Raw genomic sequence first — 26,346 nt, 5'->3', positions numbered from 1 at the left:
GGGTGTGACGATGCAGCAGCGCCGCACACCGGGTGGTCAGCGTCCCGCCCGCCGGTCGGGTCAGTCCGGTCGGCCGGGCGGTGGGCGCGCCACGCGGGGGTCGGTCCGGGAGGCCGGCGTACGCGCCGAGCCGCGTGCCGCCGGTCGCGCGCCGGGTGCTGCCCGTGGCGCCGAAGGCGTTCGCTCCGCGAATCGTCCGGCCGCCGCTCGGCGTACCGCTGCCGCTGGTGCGGTGAAGCGGCTCGCCGCACCCCACCCCCGTCGCTTCACCGGCCGGGCCACAGTGCTGTTCGCTGTCCTGATCGCGCTCGCTCTGGCCTACACCTATCCGGTCCGGGTCTACCTGGACCAGCAGGCCGACATCGAGCGGATGGAGGCGGCCCAGGCGGTGCAGGAGCGGGAGATCGCCAAGCTCGCCGCCGAGGCCGCCAACTGGAAGGACCCCGAGTACATCAAGACGCAGGCTCGGGAACGGTTCTTCATGGGCCGGCCCGGCGAGAAGATGATGGTGGTGCTGCACGACCCGGAGGGCGCCGCCCGCGACGCCGGGAAGTCGGCCGGTTCGGCCCCGCCAGCCGGGCCGGTGACCTGGTACGACACGCTCTGGTCGAGCGTGCGGGCGGCGGACAGCCAGCAGCCGGGCCAGTGATCCACCGACCAGCACACCAGGAGAGATGGGCACCGTGACTGTCGTACCACCGTCGGAGCCGGCGGCGGATTCCGTTCCCCTGCCGCAGCGCGAACCGGCCACCGAGGCCGACCTGGCCGCTGTGGCAGCGCAGCTCGGCCGGACGCCCCGGGGCACCCGCGCGGTGGCCCACCGGTGCCCGTGTGGCCTTCCCGACGTGGTGGAGACGACCCCCCGCCTCGCCGACGGCACCCCGTTCCCGACGCTCTACTACCTGACCTGCCCCCGGGCCACCGCCGCGTGCAGCCGACTGGAGTCGGTGGGGCTGATGAAGGAGATGGCGGACCGGCTGGCGACGGATCCGGAGTTGGCCGCCCACTACCGTGCCGCGCACGAGGACTACCTCGCCCGCCGGGAGGCGATCGGCGAGGTGCCGGAGATCGCCGGCATCTCGGCCGGTGGGATGCCGGGTCGGGTGAAGTGCCTGCACGTGCACCTGGGCCACGCGTTGGGCGCCGGCCCCGGGGTGAACCCGCTCGGCGACGAGACGTTGGGCCTGGTCGAGCCCTGGTGGTCGGCGGGGCCGTGCGTGGACGTGCCGGCGGCCGAGTGAGCACGCCGGCCGGGTCCGAGGCACCCGAGAGTCAGATCCTGGTACGGCGGGCCCGCACCGGGGACGTGCGGGGCATCCGACGACTCGTCGACACCTACACCGACGACCGGCGGCTGCTGAGCAAGGCCACCGTCACCCTCTTCGAGGACGTGCAGGAGTTCCGGGTCGCGGTCCGGGCCGAGGACGACGTCGTGGTGGGCTGCGGTGCGCTGCACGTCATGTGGGAGGACCTGGCCGAGATCCGCACTGTGGCGGTGGACCCGTCCTGCCGGGGCCGGCGCATCGGTCACCGGCTGGTCGCTGAGCTGATCGACGCGGCCCGGGAGTTGGGCGTGGCGCGGATCTTCGTGCTCACCTTCGAGACCCGGTTCTTCGGCTCGTTCGGTTTCCGGGAGATCGACGGCGCTCCGGTGCCGCAGCCGGTCTACGAGCAACTGCTGCGCTCGTACGACGAGGGTGTCGCGGAGTTCCTGGACCTGGAGCGGGTCAAGCCGAACACGCTGGGCAACACCCGGATGCTGCTGCGCCTCTAGGTCAGGCCCTGCGGGGGTGGGCGGCGAAGAACTCCCACATCAGGTCGGTGGCGGACAGCCCCGCCGAGGACGCGGCGAGTTGGCCCGATGTCGCCCCCGGCCAACTGTGACCCATGTCGGCGATCGTGTAGACGCTGACGTCACTGCCGTCCGCGCAGCTAGCCACCGTGTGCGTCACGCCCGGCACCCCGGACGCCTTCGGGCTCGGCCGGCAGCCGAGCCGTTGCTGCCAGGTCCGCATGCCGGTCTGGAAGGTCGAGGCGTAGCGGTCCTGGCCGCCGATGAAGGTGATCACGGAGACCGGGCTCTTCGGCACGTAACTGTCGGCGGTGGTCAGGTTTCCGCTGTAGCCACCGCTGACCACCCCGATCGCGGCGTACCTGCCGGTGCTCTCCACCGCCGCCCGGAAGCTCATGTCGCCGCCGTTCGAGATGCCGGTGAGGAACACCCTGTTCGGGTCCGCGTGCCAGGTCTGCACCAGATGATCGGTGAGGGCGTTGAGGAAGCCGACGTCGTCCTCGCTGCCGCAGCAGATCAGCGCGTTGAAGCCGCCGCCCTGCCCGTCGGGGTAGGCGACCAGCACGTTGTCAGTGTCGGCTCTGGCTTCCAGGCCCGCCAACTCCCGCATCGAGGATCCGAGGCCGGGATAGAAGTGCAGCGCGACGACCAGCGCGGAGGCTCTGCCCGGGTCGTACCCCGGTGGGGCGTGCAGCAGGTAGGTGCGGTCGCGTCCGTTGTGGCGCACCGTGAGTTGGTGGTCACCGGCCGCCGGCCGTTCGCTCGACGCGGACGGTGAGGCTGGCGAGGCCGACGAGGGCTGCCCCCGCTCACCACAAGCTGCGGCAACGACCAGGAGACAGAGCCCCGTCAACACCGCCACTGTTCGCCGCACGCCGGCCACCCCCCGTCGACCTCGCGGTCCACACTGGAGAGCGTTCGGCAGCGAATCAACCCTTTCGGTCCTGGGCGAAGGCAGGCAGGCTGTTGCCATGCTTCGCCTCCAGCTCGGGTCGGCCGACCTGTGCCGGGTGCGGTTCGCCGATCGGCTGCATCCGGTCGGGATCGCGCTGCTGGCTGGTCAGTGGCTGCGCGATCCGACTGTCGCGGCGATGGCACCGACCCTGGCGAGGCGGGCGGCGGCGGCCGAGGGCACTGCTGCCGCCCAGACTGCCACGGCGATTCTGCGGCATCTGCTGCCCGACCGGGGACGTCTGCCCGACTTCGTCACCCCCTTCGACGGCCTGGAGTCGGTGGAGGCCGGGTTGGAGGCGATCCGGGCCACCCCGGCGCGGCGGGTCCGCGCCGAGGTCACCCTGGCGTACGCGGACACGTCGGCCAGCCCGCTGCGGCGACGGTTCGCGGCGGCCGACCCGGAGGTGCTGGACCTGTTCGGCGGGGCCGTGCGGACCTGGTGCGACGCGGTGCTCGAACCGCACTGGGCCGAGCTGGTGTCCGCGTACCGTCAGCAGGTGACGGCTGCCAGCCAGCGGCTGGCGCAGCACGGCCTGGCCAGTCTCTTCGCCGGCCTGCACCCGGGGATCCGGTGGCGGGAGCCGGTGCTGGAGGTGCGGACGTGGTGGGACGGCGATCTCCCCGGCACCGGCCACGGGATCATCCTGCTGCCCTCCCCGTTGGCCGGGCCGCGGCCCCGGGTGCTCGTCGAGCAGGGTTACCCGATCCTGCTCGTCTACCCGGTGGTCATGCCCGCGCGCGGGGCTCCCGCCGACGACGATGCCCTCGGTCGGTTACTCGGCGTCACCCGGGCGCTGGTGCTGCGCCGACTGGCTGCCGACGGCGGGTTGACCACCACGGTGTTGTCCCGGGCGGTCGGGATCAGTCTCTCCTCGGCCTCGGAGCACGCCCGCGCGCTGCGCATGGCCGGTCTGGTGACCAGCGAGCGGGAGGGCGGGGCCGTCCGACATCACCTGACCGCGCTCGGGGTGGGGTTGTTGCGGGGGCCGTCGGGCGACCTGGGCGAGTCGTGGCCCACTGCCGACCAAGCCGCCGGACGGCCGCCTGGCCTGCCGTAAGGTTGCTGCCGTGACGACGCGTGTGGCGGCCATCGACTGCGGGACCAACTCGATCCGACTGCTGGTCGCCGACCTGCCCGACGTCTCGGCCGGGCCGCAGGCACCGCTGGTCGACCTGACCCGGCGGATGGAGATCGTCCGGTTGGGGCAGGGCGTGGACCGCACCGGCCGACTGGCGCCGGAGGCGATCGAACGGACCCGGGTGGCGTTGGCGTCGTACGCCGCCGACATTGAGAAGTTCGGCGCGCAGCGGGTGCGGATGTGTGCCACCTCGGCCTCCCGCGATGCCGCCAACGCCGCCGATTTCACCGAGATGGTGCAGGCCACCCTCGGTGTCGCGCCTGAGGTGGTCAGCGGCGACGAGGAGGCCCGGCTGTCGTTCACCGGCGCGGTGCGCGGGCTGCCCGCCGACGCGAAGGAGCCGTTCCTGGTCGTCGACATCGGTGGTGGTTCCACCGAGTTCGTGGTCGGTGACCGGGCCGCCGGTGTGCGGTCGGCGATCTCGGTGGACATCGGCTGCGTCCGGATGACCGAGCGGCACCTGCCCGGTGACCCGCCGACGTCCGAGCAGGTCGCGGCGGCGCAGGCCGACATCGCCGCGGTGGTGGATCGGGCGCTCGCAGTGGTGCCCGGTCGCGAGGCGGCCACCCTGGTCGGCCTCGCCGGGTCGGTCACCACAGTGGTCGCGCTCGCGCGGGGCCTGCGGCAGTACGACCCGGAGCGCATCCACCACGCCCGGGTGTCGTACGAGGAGGTCGCCCGGGTGACAGCGGAGCTGCTGGGTCAGACCCGTGCGCAGCGGTTGGCGAACCCGGTGATGCACCCGGGCCGCGCGGACGTGATCGGCGCCGGTGCGCTGGTGCTGCGTGTGATCATGGAGCGGGCCGGGATGCCGTCGGTGGTCGCCTCGGAGCACGACATCCTCGACGGCATCGCCTGGAGCCTCCAGTAAGCCACCGCGCGCCAGCGAGCTTGATCAACTCGCTTTCATTGAAACCGCGTTGTCTGGTCGCCTCGGAAGCCCCGACTTCCTGAAAACCGAGTCGATCTCCGCCCAGCGCACCCCCGCAGCGGCCCAGCGCACCTCCGGGCGGGCCGCGCGCCAGCCGGCTTGGCGTGTCGGGGCGGATTCGTTGACGCTACTTCGTATTACGCAGTAGTGTGCAATGCGTGGACACCACACAGTTGTTGAAGGGCGTGCTTGATCTGGCCGTCCTGGCCGTTCTCCGAGAGGAGGACGGTTACGGTTACGACATCCTGCGCCGGCTGCGCGAGGCCGGCCTGGAAGAGGTCGGTGACGCCTCGGTCTACGGGACGTTGCGCCGCCTCTTCGCCGCCGGCCTGCTCACCACCTACGTCGTGCCGAGCGAATCCGGGCCGCACCGCAAGTACTACTCACTCAACGCCGCGGGGCGTGACCAGTTGACCCGCTCCGGCAAGCTCTGGCGTTCGTTCGCCACCACAATGGACAGTCTGCTCGACGATCGGGGGATGGCGGCATGACCGTCGCGGAGCAGGAGATCACCGACTATGTGGCGCGGGTCCGGGCCGCTCTGGCCGACCTGCCGCCGGGGCAACGCGACGAGTTGACCGAGGATCTCGCCGACCACCTCACCGAGGTCGCCGCCGAGGCCGAGGGCACCCTTGTCGAGCGGTTGGGCGAGCCCGAGACGTACGCCGCCGAGCTGCGCGCCGCAGCCGGCGCCGCGCCGGGCAGCGGGCGCAACCTCGACCAGCGGGTGGCGAGCGCGATGGCCCGGGTCCGCGGCCGGCTGCGCGGCATGGACACCCGCCTCGGCCCACCACTGGGGTACGAGACAGCCAGCGACTTCCTCCGACTGTTGCGTCCGGCCTGGTGGGTGCTGCGCGGCTATCTGGCGGCGATGCTGGTCACCGTGATCACCACCGGTGGCGAATTCGGGCTGCTGCCGAGGTTCGGCGGTGAGCTGCTCGCCGGTCTGATCATGCTGATCGGCTTCGTGCTCGGCTCCATCTGGATCGGTCGCCGTTCGGCCCAGCTGACCCGCTGGCCGCGCTCGGTAGTGCAGGTCGCCAGTGTGGTGCTGGTGGTCTTCGCGTTCGCCGCGCTGATCCAGGCCGAGGACCGGATGCGCTACGGCGACTACGGCTACGACCAGACCTCTGTCGACAGCCCGTACGACCGGGTCCGGGACGTCTTCGTCTACGACAGCGAGGGACGCCTGGTGGAGAACGCCCGGCTCTTCGACCAGAACGGCAACCCGATCCGGCTCGGCTACCCGGACTGCTTGGAAGGCGGCTATGTGAAGCAGACGCTGCGGGCGTACCCGTACTGCCCGGAGCAGGCGCCCTTCGTGCCCCGCGCACCGGGCGCGCCCCTTCCACCCGCGCCAGCGGCCAGCACCCCGGACCCGGCCAGCACCCCGGACCCGGCCAGCACGCCGGAGCCGGCCACCACCCCGGACCCGGCCAGCACGCCGGACCCGAGCGGAACATCCGGGGCGACCGGGCCGCCGCTGCCGACCGGTACGGCCACGGCCACCGGCCTGCCGCCGAGCGGAACGCCAACCCCCACCCCGACGCGCTGAACCACAGTGTGAACTGGATCATGCAGAGGAAGCTGGGAAATATCTGAACGGACGAGGCGAGCGGGACGGCACCGGAAATCAATGATCGTTACGGTGTCGTCTGCTCATCAACCCCTCGGAAGGAACCCCCGTGCCAGAGCAGGTCGCACCGCCCCCCGCGCCCGACGCCGCAACCCCTGAGCCGGCTGTCGAGACGCCGCAAGCGGCCGCGCCGCAGCAGGCCGAGCCGGAGCCGGCCGCCGACACACCGCCGACGGCCAAGCCGGAGCCGGCCGCCGCGCCGGAGCCGACGGCCGAGACGCCGCCGACGGCCGAGACGCCGCTGACGGCCGAGACGGAGCCGACGGCCGAGACGCCACTGACGGCCGAGACGCCGCCGACGGCCGAGCCGAAGGCGGAGAAGTCCGGTGCGACGAAGGCCCTCGGCATCGTCGGTGCGATCCTCGCCGTCGTCGTCATCGCCGGTCTGAAGTTCGGCGTCGCCTCGGCGATCGGCAACTACTTCAACAAGGACGAGACGGCAGCCGCCAAGACCGGTGACTGCATCGCCGAGCTGCCCGAGGTCACCGGCACCGAGCAGGAGGAGGTCGACGGCGCCAAGGTCGTCGAGTGCACCTCCACCGACGCGGCGTACAGCGTGGTCGGTCGGGTGGACGGCCAGAGCGAGGCTCAGGCCAAGGCCGACACCACCTGCACCCAGTTCTTCAAGGAGGGCGAGGAGGGGTACATCTTCTCCAGCATCGAGCCGGGCAAGACGGGCTACGTGCTCTGCCTGACCAAGAAGGTCTGACCACAGCGGTAGCTCGGCATCGACGGCGGCGGGAGCAGACCCCGCCGCCGTCGGCGTACCCGGAGTCACCGGGGGGCGAACAGGAGGTGAATGCCACTGTTCCGGCGTCTTCCCGACGGCCGCGTGGCGTGGCAGGCTACCGGCACGTAGGACCACTGGGCGACCAGCCAACGATGACTGACCGCTAGGAGGACGGCCCATGGGCGAAATGGTGAGCTACCGCAGCAACGGGGGCACGAGCGAGGGGTATCTCGCGATACCCGCCAGCGGCACGGCCAGCCCCGCCGTCATCGTCATTCAGGAATGGTGGGGTCTGGTCCCGCACATCCGGTCGGTGGCGGACCGGTTCGCCGAAGCCGGCTTCGTCGCCCTCGCCCCGGACTTCTACCACGGTGAGACGACCAGCGAGCCGGACGAGGCGCAGCGGCTCCTGCTGGCGATGCGGATGGACGAGGCGGCGAAGGACATCGCCGGAGCTGCCGACTATCTCGCCGGGCGACCCGAGGTCACCGGTAAGGTCGGCGCCGTGGGCTTCTGCGCCGGTGGCAGCCTGGCCCTCTGGTCGGCCACCATCTCCGAGCGGATCGTCGCGACCGCCGGTTTCTATCCCGTGCTGCCCTGGGAGTCGATGCGCCCCGACTGGGCCGACTACGCCGGCAAGGCAGCGGTCATCCACTGCTCCGAAGAGGACGGCACCTCGGCCGACGAGGGCGTACAGACCGCCCGGCGGGCCATCGAGGAGGCCGGCGGCGACTGCCACCTCTACGACTACCCGGGCACCTCGCACGCCTTCTTCAACGACGACCGGCCGGAGGCGTTCGACCAGCGCGCCGCCGCCAGCGCCTGGGCCCGCACCCTGGAACTCTTCCGGGCCAAGCTTGGCTGAGACGCGTACCCCCGCACAGGTGGTCGCCCGCGCAGCGCGGGCGACCGACCTGGCCGACCTCGACGCGGCGGTGAGCGACTGTTTCGCCTGCCCACGGCTGGTCCAATGGCGGGAGGAGGTTGCCCGCACCCGCCGGGCCGCCTTCCGTGACCAGGAGTACTGGGGTCGGCCGGTGCCGGGCCTCGGCAGCGCTGACGCCCGGATCGCCATCCTCGGGCTGGCACCCGCCGCACACGGTGGCAACCGCACCGGCCGGATCTTCACCGGTGACCGGTCGGGTGACGTGCTGTTCGCCGCGCTGCACCGGGCCGGGCTGGCCAACCAGCCGACCAGCGTCGCCGCCGACGACGGGCTCACAGTGCGCGACCTGCGGATCTTCTCGGCCGTCCGGTGTGCGCCTCCGGACAACAAGCCGACCCCCCTGGAACGGGACACCTGCGCGCCCTGGCTGCACCGCGAGGTCACGTTGATCCGGCCGACGCTGCGGGTAGTTGTCGCGCTGGGCGCGTTCGCCTGGGCCGCGTGGTGGCCGGTGCTCCGAGCGGTGTACGGGCAGCGCCCGCCCAGCCCGCGACCGGCGTTCGGTCATGGGGCACACTGGTCCGGCACGAACGCTCCGGACGTGCTCGGCTGCTACCACGTCAGTCAGCAGAACACCTTCACCGGGCGGTTGACACCAGGGATGTTGGACGACGTCTTCGGCCAGGCCAAACAGCTGGCCGGAGTGGACTGAGACGACGCGTGGGGTGGTGGCGATGACAGACGGAACACGCCCGCCCACACCGGTACAGTCCGCCGAGCCGGGTGTGCTGCGGCCGGTGCTGGGCCTGCTCCGCCGGTGGTGGCCGGTCGGCGCGGTCGCCGCACTGCTCGCCGGTGCCGCATTGGCGTCCGCTCACTCGTCGATCGGGGCCAGTCGCATCCCGCCGGCCGCGGACAACGTTCCCTGGGTTCCCGAGTACCCGACCGTTGAGCCGTCACCGTCCATCCCGTTCGAGCCACGTGACGCCGGCGAGGCCACCCAGGCGCACATCCCGCAGTGGGTCGGCACCGTGGCGGTGGTCCTGCTCGGGCTGGCCATCCTCACCGCGCTCGGCTACCTCGGCTGGGTGCTGATCCGGGGCGCGCTGCGCCGTACCACCCGGGCGCTTCCTGCGCAGCGGGCCCGCCGTACCGCCGAGGGCACCGCCCGCGAGGTGGTCGCCGCCCTCGACGCCGGCCTGGTGGAGCTCGACGACCGGGACACCGACCCCCGGGTGGCGGTGATCGCCTGCTGGGTGCGCCTGGAGGAGACGGCCGCCGCTGCCGGTGTGCCGAAGTTCGCCGGAGACACCCCCACCGACCTGGTCAGCCGACTGTTGCAGGGCGACCCGGCGGCGGGCGTGCCGGCCATCGCCAGCACCGACGTGCTGGCCGAGTTCGCGCACGTCTACCGGGAGGCCCGGTACGCCACCCACCCGGTCGGCGAACGCACCCGGGACCAGGCCCGCGCCGCGCTCGGCCGGCTGCGCGGAGAGCTCACCGCGGCGGTGGCCTCATGAGCAGCACCAGCATCGACGATCTGCTCGCGTTCGAAGAGGAGGCCGCGCCGGTCGGTCCGCAGGCGCGCCCGTCCCGATGGCGTCCGGTGCTGCGCTCACTCGCGTGGGCCGCCGCGGTGGTCGCGGTCCTGCTGGTCGGCCTCCGCGCGGTGGGCCTCCAGGTCTCGCTGCCCGTACTGATCGCCGGGGTGCTCGCCGTGCTGGCGGTCCGCCGGGTCACCGCCCTGCTCGCGCCGCCACCCCCGCCGCCGCCGGCTCGCCGGGCCGGTGCGGGCGAAGAGGACGGCAACTACAACTGGGGCGCCCGGGACGCGCTGCGTGGCGCAATCAACCAGTGGGAACGGCCCCTGGACTGGTCCTCGAACCGAACCGAACGTTTCACCGAGGTGGTCCTTCCCCGGATCGGTGAACTGGCCGACGAGCGGATGCGGCTGAAGCACGGCGTCACCCGTGAGTCGGATCCCGCCCGCGCTCGCGTCCTGCTGGGTGACCGCCTGTGGACGTTCCTGGAGACCCCGCCTCGCCGCACCCCGTCGCCGCGCGACCTCGCGGTGATCGTCGCCGAACTGGAGAGCATCTGATGAACGACGTGGACCGGAGCATTGCCCCCGCCGAGGTCGGGCACCTGGCTCGGGCGGTCCTGGACGCGGTCGGCACCGTCGTGGTCGGCAAACGGGACGCGTTGGAGCTGGTCCTCGCCGGCATCCTCGCGGGCGGGCACGTGCTCCTGGAGGACCTGCCAGGCCTCGGTAAGACACTCACCGCCCGCTCGTTCGCCCAGGCCCTCGGGTTGGACTTCCGTCGGTTGCAGTTCACTCCCGACCTGCTCCCCGCCGACGTCACCGGCTCCTTCCTGTACGACCAGCGCAACGGCGACTTCACCTTCCGGGCCGGCCCGGTCTTCACCAACCTGCTCCTCGCCGACGAGATCAACCGGACGCCGCCGAAGACCCAGTCCGCGCTGCTGGAGGCGATGCAGGAGAAGCAGGTGTCGGTCGAGGGTGTGACCTACAAGCTCGACGAGCCGTTCCACGTGCTGGCCACCGCCAACCCCATCGAGTACGAGGGCACCTACCCGCTGCCGGAGGCGCAGCTGGACCGGTTCCTGCTGCGGGTCTCGTTCGGTTACCCGCAGCACGAAGAGGAGTGGGAGGTGCTGCGCCGTCGGATGAGCCGTCGCCGGGAGGAGGCGGACATCAAGGCGGTTGTCGACGCGGCGACGCTGCGGGCCATGCAGGCCGCCCTGGAGGACGTGGTGGTGGAGGACTCCATCGGCCGCTACATCGTGTCGCTCACCGCTGCCACCCGGGAGCACCCGTCGGTGCTGGTCGGCGCCTCACCTCGCGGTTCGCTGGCGCTGCTGCTGCTGGCCCGGGTCCGCGCGGTGTTCGGCGGACGGGACTACGTGGTGCCGGAGGACGTCAAGTCGGTGGCGGCGCCCGCCCTGGCCCACCGGATCACCCTGCGCCCGGAGATGTGGTTGCGCCGGGTCGACCCGGCGTTCGTGGTGGGCGAGGTGCTGGAGGCGACTCCCGCCCCGGCCAGTGGCGCGCTGCCCAGCTACGCCGCCGGCGGGCCCCGGCACTGATGACCGGACCGACAGTGCCGACAGCCACCGAAGCGGAACCGGCTGCCGGCTGGGCGCCCACCCCGGCGCTCGGCCGCGCGGTGCTGCTCGCCGGCCTGCTGCTGGTGGCCGGGGTGCTGCTGGGCCGGGTGGACCTGATTGTGCTCGCCGCCCCGTTCGCGTTGGGCACCGCGTACGCGTTGCGCCGACGGCCCACGGCGCTGCCACAGGTGTGGATCAGCCAGGCCGACGGTGGGCCGCTGGTCGAGGGCGGTGACGTGGCGGCGGCGGTGAGCGTCGGCAACCCGGACACTGTCGACTACGACCTGGTGGTGATGCGGACCCGCGTGTCGCCGTGGCTGCGCATCCACAGGGCCGGTTTCGCCCGCGACGAGGCCGTCGACGACGGAGGGCCGAGCGCCACCCCGGAAACTGGTGCGACGGCGCAGGGCAACGGCGGGCGTCGTTCCGTAGCGGACCGGCCGTTCGTGACCTCGGTGCCGATGGGCGCCGCCGTGGACCTGGAGCTGGCCGGCAAGGCCCTGCGCTGGGGCCGGCACCCGATCGGCCCCGCCGGTGCCCGGGTCGCCACCGCCGGGGGTCTGCTGGTCTCCCGGGCGGTGATCATCGAGCCGGTGCGGGTACGGGTGTATCCCCGTACCGAGCCGTTCGAGGCGGTCGAGGCGATGCCCCGCGCCGCCGGACTGGTCGGGGCGCACCACTCCCGCCGACCCGGAGAGGGCGGCGAGCTTGCCGGCGTACGCGTCTTCGCCCCCGGGGACCGGCTGCGCCGGATCGACTGGCGTGTCTCGTTGCGGGCCCGGCAGCTGCACGTGGCCGCCACCCTCTCCGACCGGGACGCGGAGGTGGTGGTGCTGCTCGACGTGCTCGCCGAGGCGGGCCGCTCCGGTGGGGTGGACGGCGCGGCGTCGGTCCTGGACACCACGGTCCGGGCCACCGCCGCGATCGCCGAGCACTACCTGCACCGTGGTGACCGGGTCTCGCTGCTGGAGTACGGGCCGGCGGCCCGCCGGCTCCGGCCGGCCGCCGGGCGGCGGCAGTACCTGACCGTCCTGGAGTGGTTGCTCGACGTCCGGGTCCACGCGTCCGCCCACGAACCGTACGACCAGGTCTTCGGCCCGCAGTTGCTCTCCTCGGACGCGTTGGTGGTGGTGCTCACCCCGCTGCTGGACGAACGGTCGGCGCAGATGCTCGCCCGGTTGGCCCGCGGTGGGCGGTTCGTAGTGGCGGTCGACACGCTGCCGGCCGACCTGGCGTCGCCGAAGGACCGGGGTTGGGCCGAGGTGGCGTACCGGCTGTGGCGCCTGGATCGGGAGATCATGATTGGCCAGCTCCGGGAGCACGGCGTACCTGTGGTGCGCTGGGCCGGTGCCGGCAGCCTGGACCAGGTGTTGCGGGACGTGGCCCGGTTGGCGACGGCCCCGAGGGTGGGTGGCCGGTGAGCGCGAGGAGTGAGCTTGCGAGCCCCGCAGTCGCGAACGGAAGGCGGGTGCGGTGAGCGCGAGGAGTGAGCTTGCGAGCCCCGCAGTCGCGAACGGAAGGCGGGTGCGGTGAACGCTCTGGTGGAGCGGGTTCGGGCGGCGCAGTACGCCGTCGCTCGCGTCAGTGTGGCCCCGCTGCTGGTCCGGGCCGGGATCTTCGTCATCGTGTTTGCCGGGTTCGCCCTGGCGTTCCCCGCCGAGGTGCTTTCCGGCCGTCCGGTCTTCTTGCTGGCGATGGCGGCCCTGCTGCCCGCGTTCGGGCCGCGAAAGGTCTGGACGACCTTCACTGCGTTGGTCACAGTCGGCGGTTGGCTGCTCGCCACCGACGGGTACGGCCGTCCGGTCACGCTCTGGCGGCTGCTCGGCGTCGCGGCCCTGCTCTACCTGGGTCACACCCTGTGCGCGCTGGCCGCGCTGTTGCCCTATGACGCGATGGTGGACCCTGAGTTGATCACCCGGTGGTTGGCGCGGTCGGCCGCCGTGCTGTTGGGTTCCGCCGTGCTCGGCGTGCTGTTGTTGCAGGCGACGGGGACGGGTGGGGCCGCCGGATACCAGTGGGTGACAGTGCTGGGGCTGCTGGTGGCGGTGGGGGTGGCAGTGTTGCTGGGCTGGCTTCTGCGGCGTCGGTGACCACTGCGAGGCAAGGGTTACGCAGGTCACATGGGTTGTGCTCCGTCACAGATGGGGGGCGCGAGCGGGATTACCTGAGCCGGCCGGGGAAAGATAGACAACGTGAATCCGAAGCGGATCCTTGTGGTTGGTGCCGGGCACGTCGGTCTGTATGCGGCCCTGCGCCTGTCGAAGAAGCTCAGCTCCCGTGAGGCTGAGGTCATGGTGGTTGACCCCCAACCCCACATGACCTATCAGCCGTTCCTGCCCGAGGCTGCGGCGGGCAACATCTCCCCGCGGCACTCGGTGGTGCCGCTGCGGCGGGAGTTGCGCCGGTGCAAGATGGTGGCCGGCACGGTCACGCGGATCGAGCACGACCGCAAGGTGGCCACCGTGCAGCCGATCAGCGGCCCGGCCCGGGAGATCACCTACGACCACGTGATCGTGGCCCCGGGGTCGGTCTCCCGCACCCTGCCGATCCCCGGCCTGCACGAGCAGGGCATCGGGTTCAAGACCATCGGCGAGGCGATCTACCTGCGCAACCACGTGCTGGATCGGCTCGACGTGGCGGCCGCCACGCCGGATCCGGACGTCCGCCGTTCGGCGCTGACCTTCACCTTCGTCGGCGGTGGGTACGCCGGCATCGAGGCGCTCGCCGAGATGGAGGACATGGCTCGCGACGCCCTGCGTTACTACCCGGAGCTCAAGCAGGACGAGGTCCGCTGGGTGCTGGTCGAGGCCACCCAGCGGGTGCTGCCCGAGGTCGACCGGGACATGGGTGCCTACACGGTGCAGCAGTTGCTGAAGCGCAACATGGACATCCGGCTGGACACCCGCCTGGAGTCCTGCGTCGACGGGGTGGTCAAGCTCTCCGACGGTGACAGCTTCCGCTCCGACACGATCGTCTGGACGGCCGGTGTGAAGCCGTCGCCGATGCTGGACTCGACCGACTTCCCGCGCGACGACCGTCGACGGATCACCTGCCTGCCCACGCTCCAGGTGGTCGACGGTGACCAGGTGCTCGAGGGTGCGTGGAGCGCCGGGGACTGCGCGGCCGTGCCGGACCTGACGAAGGAGCCGGGCAACTTCTGCTCGCCGAGCGCTCAGCACGCGGTGCGCCAGGCCGCCCGGATGGCCGACAACATCGCGGCGGTGATCCGGGGTCGCGAGCCGGTGAACTACAAGCACAAGCACGTGGGCAGCGTGGCGAGCCTCGGCCTGCACAAGGGCGTGGCCCAGGTGTACGGGATCAAGATGACCGGTTGGCCGGCCTGGGTGATGCACCGGACGTACCACATGAGCCGGATCCCGTCGTTCAACCGGAAGGTCCGCGTGGTGGTGGACTGGTCGTTGGCGTTCTTCCTCAAGCGCGAGGTGGTCGCGCTGGGTCAGCTGCACGACCCGCGTGAGGAGTTCGTCGAGGCGTCCCAGCCCGTCGGCGCGCCCCGCGTCTGACCGCCAACTGTACGAAGGGGCCCCTTCCCACCGTTTCCGGTGGGGCAGGGGCCCCTTGTCGTATCCGCTGTTCCGCTCAGACGCGCCAGGTCCAGGCGTCGGCGATGCGGGTGGCTGGGCCGTAGAACTGCTCCAGGGTGGCGCGCAGGCTGTCCGCGTGGGGGGCGTCGTCGGTGAGCGCCACGCAGGAGGCGCCCCAGAAGTCCGCGTCGCGGACCGCCTGGCGGCGCTGCTCGTCGCCGATGGCCGGTTGGTCGCCACGGCGGGCGACGTCCGCCAGTAGCGCCGAGGTGGGCTGCTTGAAGGTACCCATCGCCGCGCTGCCGCCCCTGCCATACGGGCCGATGAAGAAGCCTTCCGGCAGCCCGAAAGCGGCGTCGGCGGCGGTCGCCCAGCGCATCGGCCAGGGCTCCTTCGGGGTGGGCAGTGGCACCGGGACCAGCACCCCGCCCGGCGGCACGCACTGCCGCCAGTGGCCGCCGGTGATGAACTCCGGCACGGCGGGTCGTCCGGCGGTCGGCAGGGGGGTCGGGAAGATCGGCAGCAGCGCCACGCCGACGGCCAGGGGCACCAGCCGCCGCGCCCGCCCGGAGCTGCGCAGGGCCCGGTCGACAGCGAGCACCAGCAGCGTCGCGACGATCGGCAGCAACGCCAGCGCGAACCGCATCGGCAACGCCCCGTCCACCACCGGCAGCCCTCCGATCACCGCGTACGGGCCGGGGATCGCCGTCCTGGTGCCGCCGAGCACCACCTCCGGGCCGAGCGAGAGCGCCCCCATCACCAGGCCCGCCACGACGCAGGCGAAGACCAGCCGGCGTCGCCCGGCCCAGATCGCGCAGACCGCGGTGACCAGCAGCAGTGGCCAGCCGAGGAACGTGTTGTACTCGGCGGGGCCGGTGGTCAGCCGGGCGGATGCGTCGCTGCCGGCGACCGACAGCGGGGACAACGTCCACCAACTGCTCAGGTCGGCGGAGAAGTAGGCCGGGGTGAACATCCCGTCGGCGACTCCCTGCGGCCCGGCGAACTGGAACCACAGCGGATAGCCGAGCACCAGCAGGGCGAGCCCGCCGGCGATCGCCAACCCGCCGGCGAACCCGGGGAGCGCCCGGCGGGCCAGGTCCCGGTCCGACACGGCGTAGCTGACCGCCATCACCAGCAGCGTGATCGCGGCGAGGAAGAGCACCTCCTCGCCGATGAAGACCTGCGCGCTGACCGCGCCGGCCAGCCCGACCGCGGAGGTGAACATCCGCCGACGGTCCGGCCCGGTGGTGCGGGTACGGCCGGTCTCGTCGGGTGTCCCGGGCCCGGGGTCGGCCGCCCGCAGCAGCCGGACCACCAGCCAGACGATTACCGGCACCAGCCACTGGGCGGTCATGTGCAGGTGGCTGTTGGTCTGCGAGACCATACCGGGCCCGAATCCACACAGCCCGCCGCCGAGCGCGGCGGCCACCCGGCGGGCGCGCAGCGTCCGGTGGAACAGCAGGTACCAGGCGAGTGCGGTGCCGGCGAGGTTGCCGGCGGCGAGCAGCGCGAAGGTGACAGGTGCGCCCAGCAGCAGGGTGACCGGCGAGAAGAGGACCCCGAGGGCGATCACAGTGGTGTTTGTCATCAGGTTCACGCCGTCGGGCGCGTTGAGCCGGTCGGTGAGCAGGTCGAAGTCGCCGAGCAGCGCGCGGGCGTCCACCGCCAGGAACCACTCGTAGAGGGCCTGGTCCTCCGGGTTGAGCGCCAGGATTCGGGCGCCCGGGTCGGGCCACAGCCCGTGGGTGAGCCAGCCGGCCAGCACCGCGAAGAGCAGTGCGGCCAGCAGGTCCGCCCGGTGGCGGCGGACGGCGGCCAGCAGCCGGGTGGCCCGGGGCCGGCGGTTGACCTGATCGGCGAGGCGGAATGCCTGCTCAGGGGCGGCGTCGGGGGCCGTGGGGGCTGCGCTGCTCACGGCATCGACCCTAATGTGGCCAGGCCGGCGGGGTACGCCGGGTCGCCGCAGACCGGCTACGGTGACACTGCACCAGGCGTGTCGGCGCGCCGGTGCCACTCGCCCGGGTGGTGGAAAGGCAGACACGGCCGCCTTAAAAGCGGCTGCCGAAAGGCGTGCGGGTTCGACCCCCGCCCCGGGCACCGGTCGACTCACACATTCTCATTCGTGATCTCCAGGACTTGGCTCTGCCGTCTACTCTTGGAGGGCACGTTCACGTGCAAACGACCCCCTGAGGGAGGCCAGACAGTGAAGACCTCGAACCCGGTGCTCGCCCGGCTCGGCCAAGCGGCCGAGCGGGAGCGCTCCGCCGGGTACGCCCCGGCCGGGCCGTACGGACAGCCCGGCATTCCCCAGCAGTACCCGTCCCAGGCCGACTACCCGGCCGCGCCGCCGACCGTGGCACCGATGACCGTCGACGACGTGGTCGTCAAGACTGTCGCTCTGCTCGGCATTCTCGGCATCACGGCTGCGGCCGCCTGGGTGCTCGTGCCCGACGCGCTGGTCAGTACCGCCTGGGTCGGCGCCGCGGTGGTCGGCCTGGTGCTCGGCTTGATCATCTCGTTCTCCCGGATGGCCAACCCGGCGCTCGTGATCGCGTACGCGGTCGTCGAGGGTGTCTTCGTCGGCATGGTCAGCAAGGCGTTCGAGACTGCCTACGACGGCATCGTGCTTCAGGCCGCCGCAGCCAGCTTCGGCATCTTCTTCCTGATGGCGATGCTCTACCGGGCGAAGGTCATCCGGGCCACCCCGGCCTTCGTCAAGGGCATGATCGCCGTGATGGTCGGCCTCTTCGCGGTCATGATGATCAACCTGGTGCTGGCGCTGTTCGGCGTCAACACCGGCCTGCGCGACGGCAGCCCGCTCGCCATCGGCTTCAGCCTGGTCTGCATCGTGGTCGCCTCGTTGAGCTTCGTGCTCAGCTTCAAGGAGATCGAGGACGGCGTCCGGATGGGCCTGCCCCAGCGCTACTCCTGGGTGGCCGCGTTCGGCATCCTGGTCAGCCTGGTCTGGCTCTACATCGAGATCCTGCGCCTGCTGAGCTACTTCCAGGGCGACGACTGACCTCGTCCGCACTGCCGACCGGCGCCCGTCCCCACTCCGGTGGGGGCGGGCGCCGTCGTCCGCGCCGTTTGCCCGCCGCCGCCGGTCCGCCCGGGGCAGAGTGACTGCGAGGGGGGTACGCGGGCGAAGGAGGCGGCGGTGCGCAGCAACAACCCGGTGCTCAACCGGCTGGACGAAACCGGCCGGGTGGAGGCCCGGGTGCTCGGCGCCCGTGACGTCGAGCCGATGACAGTCGACGACGTGGTGGTCCGTACCGTCGGGTTGCTGCTGGTGACCGGCGTGGCCGCGGCGGTGTCCTGGGCGGTGATCCCCGACGCGGTGTGGCTGGGCGCCGCGCTGGCCGGCAGCGCGCTCGCCTCGATCGCGCTGGTCCTGGTCATCTCGTTGCGAGCGATCACCAACCCGGTGCCGATCGTCGGCTACGCCATCCTCCAGGGGCTGCTGCTGGGGGTGGCGAGCCGCACCTTCGAGCAGGTCTATCCGGGCATCGTGGTGCAGGCGGTGGCCGGCACCTTCGGCGTGTTCCTCGGCATGGCGGCGCTCTACCGGGCCCGGGTGATCCGGGCGACGCCCCGCCTGGCCCGCCTGGTGATCGGCACCCTGCTCGGCATCGCCGTGCTCAGCGTGGTCAACCTGGTGTCGTACCTGATCAGCGGGCGGCCGGGCCTGGCGGGCTACAGCGTCAGCGGGGAGGTCGGCTGGCTGCCGTACGCCATCTCGGTGGTGGCCATCATCGCCGGGGCGTTCAGCTTCATCCTCGACTTCGATCTCGTCGAGCGCTCGGTGCGGGACGGCCGAGCCCGTCGGTACGCGTGGCTGAGCGCGTTCGGCCTGCTCACCGGGTTGGTCTTTCTCTACTGGCAGTTGCTGCGGCTGCTCAGTTACCTGCGCCGCTGACCGGGCCGACCCGGCCGTAGACTCGGCGGCGATGAGCGCAGCGGAGTTGGACAAGGCCGTGCAGTTGCTGGTGCGTCAGATCGCGCACTGGCAGCAGCCCCGGTGGGCGGCGGTCGCGACCGTCGGCAACGTGTCCCGCGCCGACCTGGTGCACCGCCTGGTGCAGGAGGTCGCCAACCTGGCCGCCGACGCCGAGGGGGAGCCCCGTCGGGTGGTGCCCCGGCTCGACAACGACCTGGCCCTACCCGATCAGTTGCGGGTGGTCACGGCGGACCTGCTGGCCGCCGACCCGGGGGCCGAGGCGCTGGCCCGGGCCGCCGTCGAGGTGACGGCGACCCGCAGCGCGCTCTGAGAGCGGGGCAGCTCAGCTGAGCCGTTCCAGCACCATGGCCATGCCCTGGCCACCGCCCACGCACATGGTCTCCAGACCGATGGTCTTGTCGTGCCACTCCAACGCGTTGAGCAGGGTGCCGGTGATCCGGGCACCGGTCATGCCGAACGGGTGGCCGACGGCGATGGCCCCGCCCATCACGTTCAGCTTCTCCTCCGGGATGCCCAGCTCGCGGTAGGAGGGGATGACCTGCGCGGCGAACGCCTCGTTGATCTCGACGAGGTCGACGTCGTCGATGGTCATGCCGGCTCGGCGCAGCGCCTGCCGGGACGCCTCGACCGGCCCGAGACCCATGATCTCCGGCGACAGGGCTGTCACACCGGTCGAGACGATCCGGGCCAGCGAGGTGAGCCCGAGTTCCTCGGCCCGCTGGGCGCTCATCACCACCACGGCGGCGGCGCCGTCGTTGAGCGGGCAGCAGTTGCCGGCAGTGATCCGACCGTCCGGGCGGAACACCGGCTTCAGCCCGGCGACCGCGTCGAGCGTGACGCCGGCCCGGGGCCCGTCGTCGGTGCTCACCACTGTGCCGTCCGGCGTGGTGACCGCTGTGATCTCCCGGGCCCAGAAACCGTCGGTGATGGCCTTCTCGGCGAGGTTTTGGCTGCGTACACCGAACTCGTCCATGTCGGCGCGGGTGACGTCGTACACCTGGGCCAGGTTCTCCGCGGTCTGCCCCATGGTCAGGTAGATGTCGGGCAGCTCGCCGGCCTCACGCGGGTCGGTCCACACCTCGGCACCGCCCTGCGCGCGGCGCTTCGAGCGCTCACCGGCCGGCCCGAAGCGGGGGTTCTCCCAGCCGCCGCCGACCAGTGCCTGCGCCTCGGGCGGCAGCCCGTCGGAGCTGCCCCGGGCGTAGCGGGAGACCATCTCCACCCCGGCGGAGACGAACACATCGCCCTCGCCGGCCCGGATGGCGTGCATCGCCATCCGGGTGGTCTGCAACGAGGAGGCGCAGTAGCGGGTCAGTGTGGCCCCGGGGACAGTGTCCAGACCGAGGAGGGTGGACACCACCCGGGCCATGTTGAAGCCCTGCTCGCCGCCGGGCAGGCCGCAGCCGAGGTAGAGGTCGTCGATCGTTGTCGGATCGAGCGCGGGGATCTTGTCCAGCGCGGCCTGGACGATTGTCGCGGCGAGGTCGTCGGAGCGGACGTCGCGCAGGGAACCCTTGTGCGCCCGGCCGATGGGGGAGCGGGCGGTGGCGACGATGACGGCGTCGCGGGACGACTCAATCGGCATGGACCAACGTTAACCCGCCGGTAACATGGCGCGGAAGAAGCCGGCGCGGCGGGAAATGTCACCCTGGCCGGGGGTGATCTAGCGCCGGGTCGTGGCCGCCGCCGCGGCGACGATGGCGGGCAGCAGCGCGTGCGCCCACACCCGGTAGCCGTCGGCGGAGGGGTGGAAGCCGTCCTGGCAGAGCGTCCCGGCGTCGGCCCGGAACACCGGCCCGGTCTCGGTGGCCAGGTCGACCACCGCGCCGCCCGCCTCCAGCACGGCAGTGGTCTGCGCGCGGGCCACCCGACGCCCGGACCAGCCGACCACCTGCCGCAGCGGCGGCGCGATGGCACGTACGGCCCCGAGGTCCGGGCAGGTGCCCACCACCACCTCGACGCGCGCCTCGCGCAGGCGGTGCACCGCCGCGCCGAGGTAGGCCGCCGCGTCGGAGGGTCGGCGCAGCCCGGTGGCGTCGTTCGCGCCGATCAGGATCAACGCCACGTCGGGCCGCTCGCCGAGCAGGGCCCGGGCCACCTGGGTGGCAAGGTCCGTCGAGCGGGACCCGGAGACGCCGACGCTGGACAGGTGCACCCGGCGGCCGGCCGGGCCCTCGGCGAGCAGGTTGGCCAACTGCCCGCCGATGGTGTCCTCCAGACGGTCGACACCGACTCCCAGTGCCGACGAGTCGCCGAGCAACACCAGTCGCAGCGGGGAAGCGCCCGCCCGGCCGACAGTGGCGCGCAGGGCAAGGCCGAGCTCCGGTTCGGCGTAGCGTCGGTGCCGGGCGATGAAGGCCTCACCTGCGAGGACGGCGGCGCCCCCGACAGTGCCGGCGAACAGCGAGATCGCCGCCGCCCGACCCAGTCGGCCGGCGAGGCCGGAGGTCACGCTCCGTGCGCTGCGCTCGTTCATGCCAGTCCCTCCACTGTCGAGGTGTCCGAGGCGGACCCGTGCTGCGGCACCGCGCCGACACCGAAGAACGCCCGTCGGCGTAGCTGCGCCCAACGGCCGGCCGGCCCTCGGTCGCGGCCCCGGACCTGGACGCCGCTGACCTCCGTGCCGGCGTGTCGAGCCGCCTCCTGCGCGGCCTTCGGCAGCGACCGTACGCCGTCGGCGCGCGTCGGTGTGGCCCGTCGTTCCGGCGTCGCGCCGAGGGCGGAAAGCATCGTCGGCAGGAGCGCGGCGGCGGCCATCGCGTACCCCTCGGCGGAGGGGTGGAACCGGTCCCAGGCGAACATCCGGGTCGGCTCGGCCGCGAACCGGGGGCCGAGCAGGTCACCGAGGGAGACCGTCCACCCACCCGCCTCGACCACCGCCACCGTCTGGGCGGCCGCGAGCTGGCGGCTCCAGCGGTGCGCCAGCCAGCGCAGAGGCGGCTGGATCGGGCGGATCGCGCCCAGGTCGGGGCAGGTGCCGACGACCACCTCGCACCCCGCGTCGCGCAGAGTGTGCACCGCCTCGACCAGGTAGCGCACCGCCAGGCCGCGCGGGGTGCGGTTGGTGATGTCGTTGCCGCCGATGAGGATCACCGCGATGTCGGGTCGGCACTCCAGCGCCGCCTCCACCTGGTGGCGCAGCGCCGCCGAGATGGCGCCGACCACCGCGAAGCGGTGCAGCTGCACCGGCCGGTGCAGTCGACGGGACAGGCCGGTGGCGAGCAGCGCCCCGGGCGTCTCCCGACGGCGGTGCACCCCGTAGCCGGCGGCCGACGAGTCACCGAGCACGACCATGGTCAGCGCCGGACCGGGGAACTTCGCGCCGTACATCCCATCGCAGCGGGGCGGCGGCGCCTCGGCCATCGGGATGGTCCGTCGAGCCTGGCGGGCCTGGCCGACCAGCACCCCGCCGGTCGCCACAGCGGCCGCCGCTGTGGCGCCCGTCCCGATGGCGGCCAGCAGGGCGACGCGCCTGGCCTGCCGCCAGCGCTCATCGGGTACGACGAAACCTGCCACCCCCATATCTCGACATTATCGCGCTGGCCCGACACACCGCTGTCGTCGTGACGGCACCCGGGTGCCTGGAAACCGACGCGACGGGGTACCTGGGTTACCGAGGCCGGCCGACTTGCGCCGACCCGCCACGCTGATCCGGCGGAGAGGAGCGCGACGATGGGTAAGACACTGAAGCGCAGCGCGGCGTTCACGGCCCTGGCGCGGGCCCTGGCGGCCGGGGCGCGCAACGGACCGTCGATCGGCACGCGGTTGGCCGCGCTGCCCCGGATGATCAGGGCCACCACCAAGGGGGAGTACGACGGCGGCCTTCGGCTGGCCCTGATGACCGCGGCGACCGCGTACATCGTCTCGCCGATCGACCTGCTTCCGGAGATCCCGCTGGCGATCTTCGGGCTGGCCGACGACGCGGTAATGGTCACCTGGTTGGCCGGCAGCGTGCTCGCCGAGACCGACAGGTTCCTGGAGTGGGAGGCCCGCCGCAGCTCGGTCATCCCCGGGGGGTTGGTGCCCTGACGACACGTACGCTGGGCGGTGAGCGAACGTCTTCCTGGCCGCCACCGTCGGCGCCGCAACGAAGGGCACACCGTGCAGTACTACGACAACGTCGTCGACATGATCGGAAACACCCCGCTGGTGCGTCTGCGTAACGTCACCGAGGGCATCCAGGCCACCGTGCTGGCCAAGGTGGAGTACGTCAACCCGGGCGGCTCGGTGAAGGACCGGATCGCGCTGCGGATGGTGGAGGACGCCGAGGCCGCCGGCCTGCTCAAGCCCGGCGGCACCATCGTCGAGCCGACCAGCGGCAACACCGGCGTCGGGCTGGCCCTGGTGGCCCAGCTCAAGGGCTACAAGTGCGTCTTCGTCTGCCCCGACAAGGTCAGCCAGGACAAGCAGGACGTGCTCCGGGCGTACGGCGCCGAGGTGGTGGTCTGCCCGACCGCCGTGGCGCCTGAGGACCCGCGCTCGTACTACAACGTCTCCGACCGGCTGACCAGGGAGATCCCCGGCGCCTGGAAGCCCAACCAGTACAGCAACCCGGCCAACCCGCGCTCGCACTACGAGACGACCGGCCCGGAGCTGTGGAAGCAGACCGACGGCGAACTCACCCACTTCGTGACCGGCGTCGGCACCGGCGGCACCATCTCCGGCATCGGCAGGTACCTAAAGGAGGCGTCCGAGGGTCGGGTGCGCATCGTCGGGGCCGACCCGGAGGGCTCTGTCTACTCCGGCGGCACCGGCCGCCCGTACCTGGTGGAGGGCGTCGGCGAGGACTTCTGGCCGGAGACGTACGACCGGGGTGTCGCCGACGAGATCGTGGAGGTCTCCGACAAGGCGTCCTTCGAGATGACCCGGCGACTGGCCCGCGAGGAGGGGCTGCTGGTCGGCGGTTCCTGCGGCATGGCGGTGGTCGCAGCCCTGGAGGTCGCCCGCCGGGCCGGACCTGACGACGTGGTGGTGGTGCTGCTGCCCGACGGCGGTCGTGGCTACCTCTCCAAGATCTTCAACGACTCGTGGATGGCCCGGTACGGTTTCCTCGACAACTCGGGCGCGGAGCCGACGGTGGCCGACGCGCTGGCCAGCAAGCCCGGCGGGCTGCCCGAACTGGTGCACGTGCACCCGACCGAGACCGTCCGCGACGCGATCGACTACATGCGCGAGTACGGCGTCTCGCAGCTGCCGGTGCTCAAGGCCGAGCCGCCCGTGGTGACCGGTGAGGTCGCCGGCTCGATCGCCGAACGGGACCTGCTCGACGCGCTGTTCACCGGCCAGGCCCACCTGCACGACACGATCGAGCGGCACATGGGCGACCCGCTGCCGATGATCGGTGGTGGTCAGCCGGTGAGCGAGGCGGTGGGCATGCTGGAGAAGTCCGACGCCGCCCTGGTCCTGGTCGACGGCAAGCCCAAGGGCGTCCTGACCCGCCAGGACCTCCTGTCCCACCTAGGCGCCCACTAACCCCCGCTCCCCGCTCCCCGTCCCCCGTCCCCCGTCCCCCGCCCCGTCGATCTTGCACTTACTGTCGCCTGAATGTCGTTACTGCGGCGTTTTGTCCCGACAGAAAGTGCAAGATCGGCGAGGTGGGGGCGGGGCGAGGCGGGGCGTGGTGGCGGGGTGGGGTGGGCGGTTAGAGGGGGCGGGCGTAGCGGAGTTGTCGGGTCGGGGCCGACCCGATCGCCTCGTCGCGTTCGTCGCCGGTGGGGGTCCAGCCGCCGCGCTCGTAGAACGAGCGGGCGTGGGCGTTGTCCCGCAGCACCCATAGCACGGCACGCCGCCAGCCCTGCGCCCGCATGGCGTCCAGGGCGTCCACCATCAGCGTGCGACCGACGCCGCGGCCCTGCTCGGCAGGGTCGAGGTGGATCGCGTTGAGCAGTCCGGTGGCGGGGTCGTCCTCGTCGTCCGGGCCCAGGTGGCTGAACCCGACCAACGCCCCGGCCCGCTCGGCCACTGTCATCCGGTGGGTGTCCCGCTCCCAGATCCACCGCTCGACCCAGTACCGCCCCATCGCCTCCGGTGTCGGGTCGGCCAACGCTTCGGCCGGCAGGAAGGCGGAGTACGCGGCGACCCGGGAGCGCTGGTGCAGGGCACCCACCGCCATCAGGTCGTCTTCGGTCGCTGGGCGGAGCGTGACGGTCACCCGGCCGAGGCTACCCGGCGCGGCGGTAGCTGCACCGTGGTCAGATCCTCGGCGATGATCAGTTCGCCGTCGAAGTGCGCGCGCGCCTCGTCGTGGAACCGGCGCGGGTCGGGGTAGCGCTGGGAGAAGTGGGTGAGCACGAGTCGGCGTACCCCGGACTCGGTGGCCACCCGGGCGGCCTGCGCCGCGGTCAGGTGGCCGACCTCGGCGGCGAGCGCGGCCTCCGACTCCAGGAACGTCGACTCGATGACCAGCAGGTCGGCGTGCTCGGCGAGGGCGTACACCCCGTCGCAGAGCCCGGTGTCCATCACGAACGCGAACCGCTGCCCCGGCCGGGGCACGCTCACCTCGTCCCGGGTGACGCGGCGTCCGTCGAGGTCCAGGTGCCCGACGCGGATCAGCTCGCCGACGGCCGGCCCTGCGATGCCGTACGCGGCCAGCTTCTCCGGCAGCATCCGGTGCCCGTCCGGCTCGACCAGCCGGTAGCCGTACGTCTCGATGGGGTGCCGGAGCCGGCGTGCCTCCAGCGTGCCGCAGGGCAGGGCGATCCGTTGCCCGTCCGCCTCGATGGGCTCGACCCGCAGTTCGGCGGTCTCGTAGAACGAGGTGGCGTACCGCAGTCGGGCGAAGTATTCGGCGCCGCCCGCGGGAAAATGCACGGCGACCGGGTGCGCCACCCGGTCCAGGGAGAGCCGCTGGATGGTGCCGGGCAGGCCCAGGCAGTGGTCGCCGTGGAAGTGGGTGACGCAGATCCGGGTCAGGTCGGTGGCGGTGACAGTGGTGTGCAGGAGTTGGCGCTGGCTGCCCTCACCCGGGTCGAAGAGGATCACCTCGTCGTCCCACCGCAGCACGTACCCGTTGTGGTTGCGCTGACGGGTCGGCGCCTGGCTGGCCGTCCCCAGCACCACCAGCTCGCGCATTGACATCGCCACTCCTGCGGATATGGAGCGACCCCCGGGGCGCTCCGCGCATGTGCGCGGGCCGGCTGGACTTGGCCGGCACCCCGGGGGTCGGGTGGCTGTCGTGGATTCGCCGCACCGCTGCCACACGGTCTCGACGATGGTGCTTTTTGCCCGCCTCGCGGCGAGCCGATCACTGTCGAGGACAGCGGCTAGCTGACAGCCACCTCACGAGTCCGATTGCTATACAAGTCTGGACCACCTCCTTTCACGTGTACGGCCACGCTATCGAGTTCTCGTCGGGCTCGGCAACGGATTTCGATCACAGGGCCGAACGGGAATGCCCGGACACGGCTGAACCCCCAGTACGGCGGTGCCAGTCCCCGGGCATCGGCCTGCTCGTTGGTCACGGCGGCCATGGTCTCGGTGGGCACGTCACACCTCAACGGGGCGGGGCCGCACAGCAGTCGGGGGGGGGGGGGGGGCGCGCCCCCCCCCGGGGGGTGTGGTGTTTTTTAAGACCCCAAAAGGGGCCACCCCCCCCGCGCCCGGAAGCCCGAGCGGGGGGGGGTGGTGTTAAAACGTGGGGTGTTTGT

General features: G+C 72.2%; 28 protein-coding genes and 1 tRNA gene. 22 read left to right on the top strand and 7 right to left on the bottom strand.

Translation table 11 applies throughout. From position 1 onward, the window contains the following. Positions 1–10 precede the first annotated feature (10 nt). From AB0B98_RS27050 to AB0B98_RS27040, 3 genes are read left to right on the top strand one after another with little or no spacing between them, the layout of a single operon-like run. On the top strand, positions 11–649 hold the full coding sequence (locus AB0B98_RS27050; protein ID WP_357366280.1) for a septum formation initiator family protein: 639 nt from the start codon (positions 11–13) through the stop codon (positions 647–649). Between the two features lie 34 nt (positions 650–683). Continuing rightward, complete coding sequence (locus tag AB0B98_RS27045) at positions 684–1,241, top strand: DUF501 domain-containing protein (RefSeq protein ID WP_357366278.1); 558 nt, start codon at positions 684–686, stop codon at positions 1,239–1,241. Positions 1,242–1,276: 35 nt separating this feature from the next. Then, positions 1,277–1,774, top strand: a complete 498-nt coding sequence (locus tag AB0B98_RS27040; protein WP_357366391.1) for an amino-acid N-acetyltransferase — start codon at positions 1,277–1,279, stop codon at positions 1,772–1,774. Position 1,775: 1 nt separating this feature from the next. Here AB0B98_RS27040 and AB0B98_RS27035 read toward each other — a convergent pair whose 3' ends face one another. Continuing rightward, positions 1,776–2,519, bottom strand: coding sequence for a polyhydroxybutyrate depolymerase (locus AB0B98_RS27035; protein ID WP_357366276.1), 744 nt, complete (start codon positions 2,517–2,519; stop codon positions 1,776–1,778). A gap of 244 nt (positions 2,520–2,763) precedes the next feature. Between AB0B98_RS27035 and AB0B98_RS27030 the strand changes: the two genes are divergently transcribed. The 13 genes from AB0B98_RS27030 to AB0B98_RS26970 all read left to right on the top strand — a co-directional run bounded on the left by AB0B98_RS27030 (position 2,764) and on the right by AB0B98_RS26970 (position 14,721). Next, a complete protein-coding gene (locus tag AB0B98_RS27030) occupies positions 2,764–3,804 on the top strand; it encodes a helix-turn-helix domain-containing protein (RefSeq protein ID WP_357366274.1) in 1,041 nt (346 codons plus the stop codon). A gap of 22 nt (positions 3,805–3,826) precedes the next feature. After that, on the top strand, positions 3,827–4,756 hold the full coding sequence (locus AB0B98_RS27025) for a Ppx/GppA phosphatase family protein (RefSeq protein ID WP_357366389.1): 930 nt from the start codon (positions 3,827–3,829) through the stop codon (positions 4,754–4,756). A gap of 218 nt (positions 4,757–4,974) precedes the next feature. Then, positions 4,975–5,307, top strand: a complete 333-nt coding sequence (locus tag AB0B98_RS27020) for a PadR family transcriptional regulator (protein WP_074316865.1) — start codon at positions 4,975–4,977, stop codon at positions 5,305–5,307. Then, on the top strand, positions 5,304–6,371 hold the full coding sequence (locus tag AB0B98_RS27015; protein WP_357366272.1) for a hypothetical protein: 1,068 nt from the start codon (positions 5,304–5,306) through the stop codon (positions 6,369–6,371). Before AB0B98_RS27020 ends, AB0B98_RS27015 begins: the two co-directional genes overlap by 4 nt. A gap of 130 nt (positions 6,372–6,501) precedes the next feature. Beyond that, positions 6,502–7,161 (top strand): hypothetical protein, encoded by a 660-nt coding sequence (locus AB0B98_RS27010; RefSeq protein ID WP_357366270.1) that lies wholly within the window; start codon positions 6,502–6,504, stop codon positions 7,159–7,161. A gap of 199 nt (positions 7,162–7,360) precedes the next feature. Continuing rightward, positions 7,361–8,047: a dienelactone hydrolase family protein gene (locus tag AB0B98_RS27005; RefSeq protein WP_112671006.1), complete on the top strand. Its 687-nt coding sequence runs from the start codon at positions 7,361–7,363 to the stop codon at positions 8,045–8,047. Between the two features lie 19 nt (positions 8,048–8,066). Continuing rightward, positions 8,067–8,780, top strand: a complete 714-nt coding sequence (locus AB0B98_RS27000) for a uracil-DNA glycosylase (protein ID WP_308193386.1) — start codon at positions 8,067–8,069, stop codon at positions 8,778–8,780. A gap of 22 nt (positions 8,781–8,802) precedes the next feature. Next, entirely contained in the window at positions 8,803–9,588 is a 786-nt protein-coding gene (locus AB0B98_RS26995) for a DUF4129 domain-containing protein (protein ID WP_357366268.1), read from the top strand. Next, entirely contained in the window at positions 9,585–10,169 is a 585-nt protein-coding gene (locus AB0B98_RS26990; protein WP_238666671.1) for a hypothetical protein, read from the top strand. Before AB0B98_RS26995 ends, AB0B98_RS26990 begins: the two co-directional genes overlap by 4 nt. Beyond that, complete coding sequence (locus AB0B98_RS26985; protein ID WP_091394243.1) at positions 10,169–11,176, top strand: MoxR family ATPase; 1,008 nt, start codon at positions 10,169–10,171, stop codon at positions 11,174–11,176. The genes AB0B98_RS26990 and AB0B98_RS26985 overlap by 1 nt, the downstream gene beginning before the upstream one ends. Further along, complete coding sequence (locus AB0B98_RS26980) at positions 11,176–12,618, top strand: DUF58 domain-containing protein (protein WP_357366266.1); 1,443 nt, start codon at positions 11,176–11,178, stop codon at positions 12,616–12,618. The genes AB0B98_RS26985 and AB0B98_RS26980 overlap by 1 nt, the downstream gene beginning before the upstream one ends. Positions 12,619–12,726: 108 nt before the next feature. After that, complete coding sequence (locus AB0B98_RS26975; protein ID WP_357366264.1) at positions 12,727–13,287, top strand: hypothetical protein; 561 nt, start codon at positions 12,727–12,729, stop codon at positions 13,285–13,287. 102 nt (positions 13,288–13,389) lie between these two features. Then, positions 13,390–14,721 (top strand): NAD(P)/FAD-dependent oxidoreductase, encoded by a 1,332-nt coding sequence (locus AB0B98_RS26970; protein WP_124857748.1) that lies wholly within the window; start codon positions 13,390–13,392, stop codon positions 14,719–14,721. Between the two features lie 76 nt (positions 14,722–14,797). Here the strand turns inward: AB0B98_RS26970 and AB0B98_RS26965 are convergent, their stop codons facing one another. Beyond that, positions 14,798–16,657 carry a hypothetical protein gene (locus AB0B98_RS26965; RefSeq protein ID WP_357366262.1) on the bottom strand — a complete coding sequence of 620 codons (1,860 nt, stop codon included), beginning with the start codon at positions 16,655–16,657 and terminating at the stop codon, positions 14,798–14,800. Positions 16,658–16,758: 101 nt separating this feature from the next. On the opposite strand from AB0B98_RS26965, the gene AB0B98_RS26960 reads away from it, so the two are divergent. From AB0B98_RS26960 to AB0B98_RS26945, 4 genes are all read left to right on the top strand, one after another. Continuing rightward, positions 16,759–16,839 (top strand) — tRNA-Leu (locus AB0B98_RS26960). Between the two features lie 106 nt (positions 16,840–16,945). Beyond that, the gene (locus tag AB0B98_RS26955) at positions 16,946–17,761 is read left to right on the top strand and encodes a Bax inhibitor-1/YccA family protein (RefSeq protein ID WP_238666667.1); all 816 of its coding nucleotides are present in this window, start codon (positions 16,946–16,948) and stop codon (positions 17,759–17,761) included. Positions 17,762–17,899: 138 nt separating this feature from the next. After that, complete coding sequence (locus AB0B98_RS26950; protein ID WP_357270936.1) at positions 17,900–18,658, top strand: Bax inhibitor-1/YccA family protein; 759 nt, start codon at positions 17,900–17,902, stop codon at positions 18,656–18,658. A 31-nt stretch (positions 18,659–18,689) separates the two neighbouring features. Continuing rightward, on the top strand, positions 18,690–19,010 hold the full coding sequence (locus tag AB0B98_RS26945; RefSeq protein WP_357366260.1) for a hypothetical protein: 321 nt from the start codon (positions 18,690–18,692) through the stop codon (positions 19,008–19,010). A gap of 12 nt (positions 19,011–19,022) precedes the next feature. On the opposite strand, the gene AB0B98_RS26940 is transcribed toward AB0B98_RS26945, so the two are convergent. The 3 genes from AB0B98_RS26940 to AB0B98_RS26930 form a co-directional block, all read right to left on the bottom strand. After that, positions 19,023–20,285 (bottom strand): acetyl-CoA C-acetyltransferase, encoded by a 1,263-nt coding sequence (locus AB0B98_RS26940; protein WP_357366258.1) that lies wholly within the window; start codon positions 20,283–20,285, stop codon positions 19,023–19,025. A 78-nt stretch (positions 20,286–20,363) separates the two neighbouring features. Further along, positions 20,364–21,176: an SGNH/GDSL hydrolase family protein gene (locus AB0B98_RS26935; protein ID WP_238666663.1), complete on the bottom strand. Its 813-nt coding sequence runs from the start codon at positions 21,174–21,176 to the stop codon at positions 20,364–20,366. Continuing rightward, the gene (locus AB0B98_RS26930; RefSeq protein WP_357366256.1) at positions 21,173–22,222 is read right to left on the bottom strand and encodes an SGNH/GDSL hydrolase family protein; all 1,050 of its coding nucleotides are present in this window, start codon (positions 22,220–22,222) and stop codon (positions 21,173–21,175) included. Before AB0B98_RS26930 ends, AB0B98_RS26935 begins: the two co-directional genes overlap by 4 nt. A 150-nt stretch (positions 22,223–22,372) precedes the next feature. Between AB0B98_RS26930 and AB0B98_RS26925 the strand changes: the two genes are divergently transcribed. Next, positions 22,373–22,729, top strand: coding sequence for a YkvA family protein (locus AB0B98_RS26925; protein ID WP_112582466.1), 357 nt, complete (start codon positions 22,373–22,375; stop codon positions 22,727–22,729). 72 nt (positions 22,730–22,801) lie between these two features. Then, complete coding sequence (locus tag AB0B98_RS26920; RefSeq protein WP_210787667.1) at positions 22,802–24,172, top strand: cystathionine beta-synthase; 1,371 nt, start codon at positions 22,802–22,804, stop codon at positions 24,170–24,172. A gap of 169 nt (positions 24,173–24,341) precedes the next feature. On the opposite strand, the gene AB0B98_RS26915 is transcribed toward AB0B98_RS26920, so the two are convergent. Together AB0B98_RS26915 and AB0B98_RS26910 are read right to left on the bottom strand one after the other, a co-directional pair. Next, the gene (locus AB0B98_RS26915) at positions 24,342–24,851 is read right to left on the bottom strand and encodes a GNAT family N-acetyltransferase (RefSeq protein ID WP_357366254.1); all 510 of its coding nucleotides are present in this window, start codon (positions 24,849–24,851) and stop codon (positions 24,342–24,344) included. Next, positions 24,848–25,777, bottom strand: coding sequence for a ribonuclease Z (locus AB0B98_RS26910; RefSeq protein WP_357366252.1), 930 nt, complete (start codon positions 25,775–25,777; stop codon positions 24,848–24,850). The genes AB0B98_RS26915 and AB0B98_RS26910 overlap by 4 nt, the downstream gene beginning before the upstream one ends. Positions 25,778–26,346: the final 569 nt, after the last annotated feature.

It is taken from the genome of Micromonospora sp. NPDC048947 (genome assembly GCF_040649495.1).
Lineage (GTDB): Bacteria > Actinomycetota > Actinomycetes > Mycobacteriales > Micromonosporaceae > Micromonospora > Micromonospora alfalfae.
This window is presented reverse-complemented; position numbering and strand designations above follow the sequence as displayed.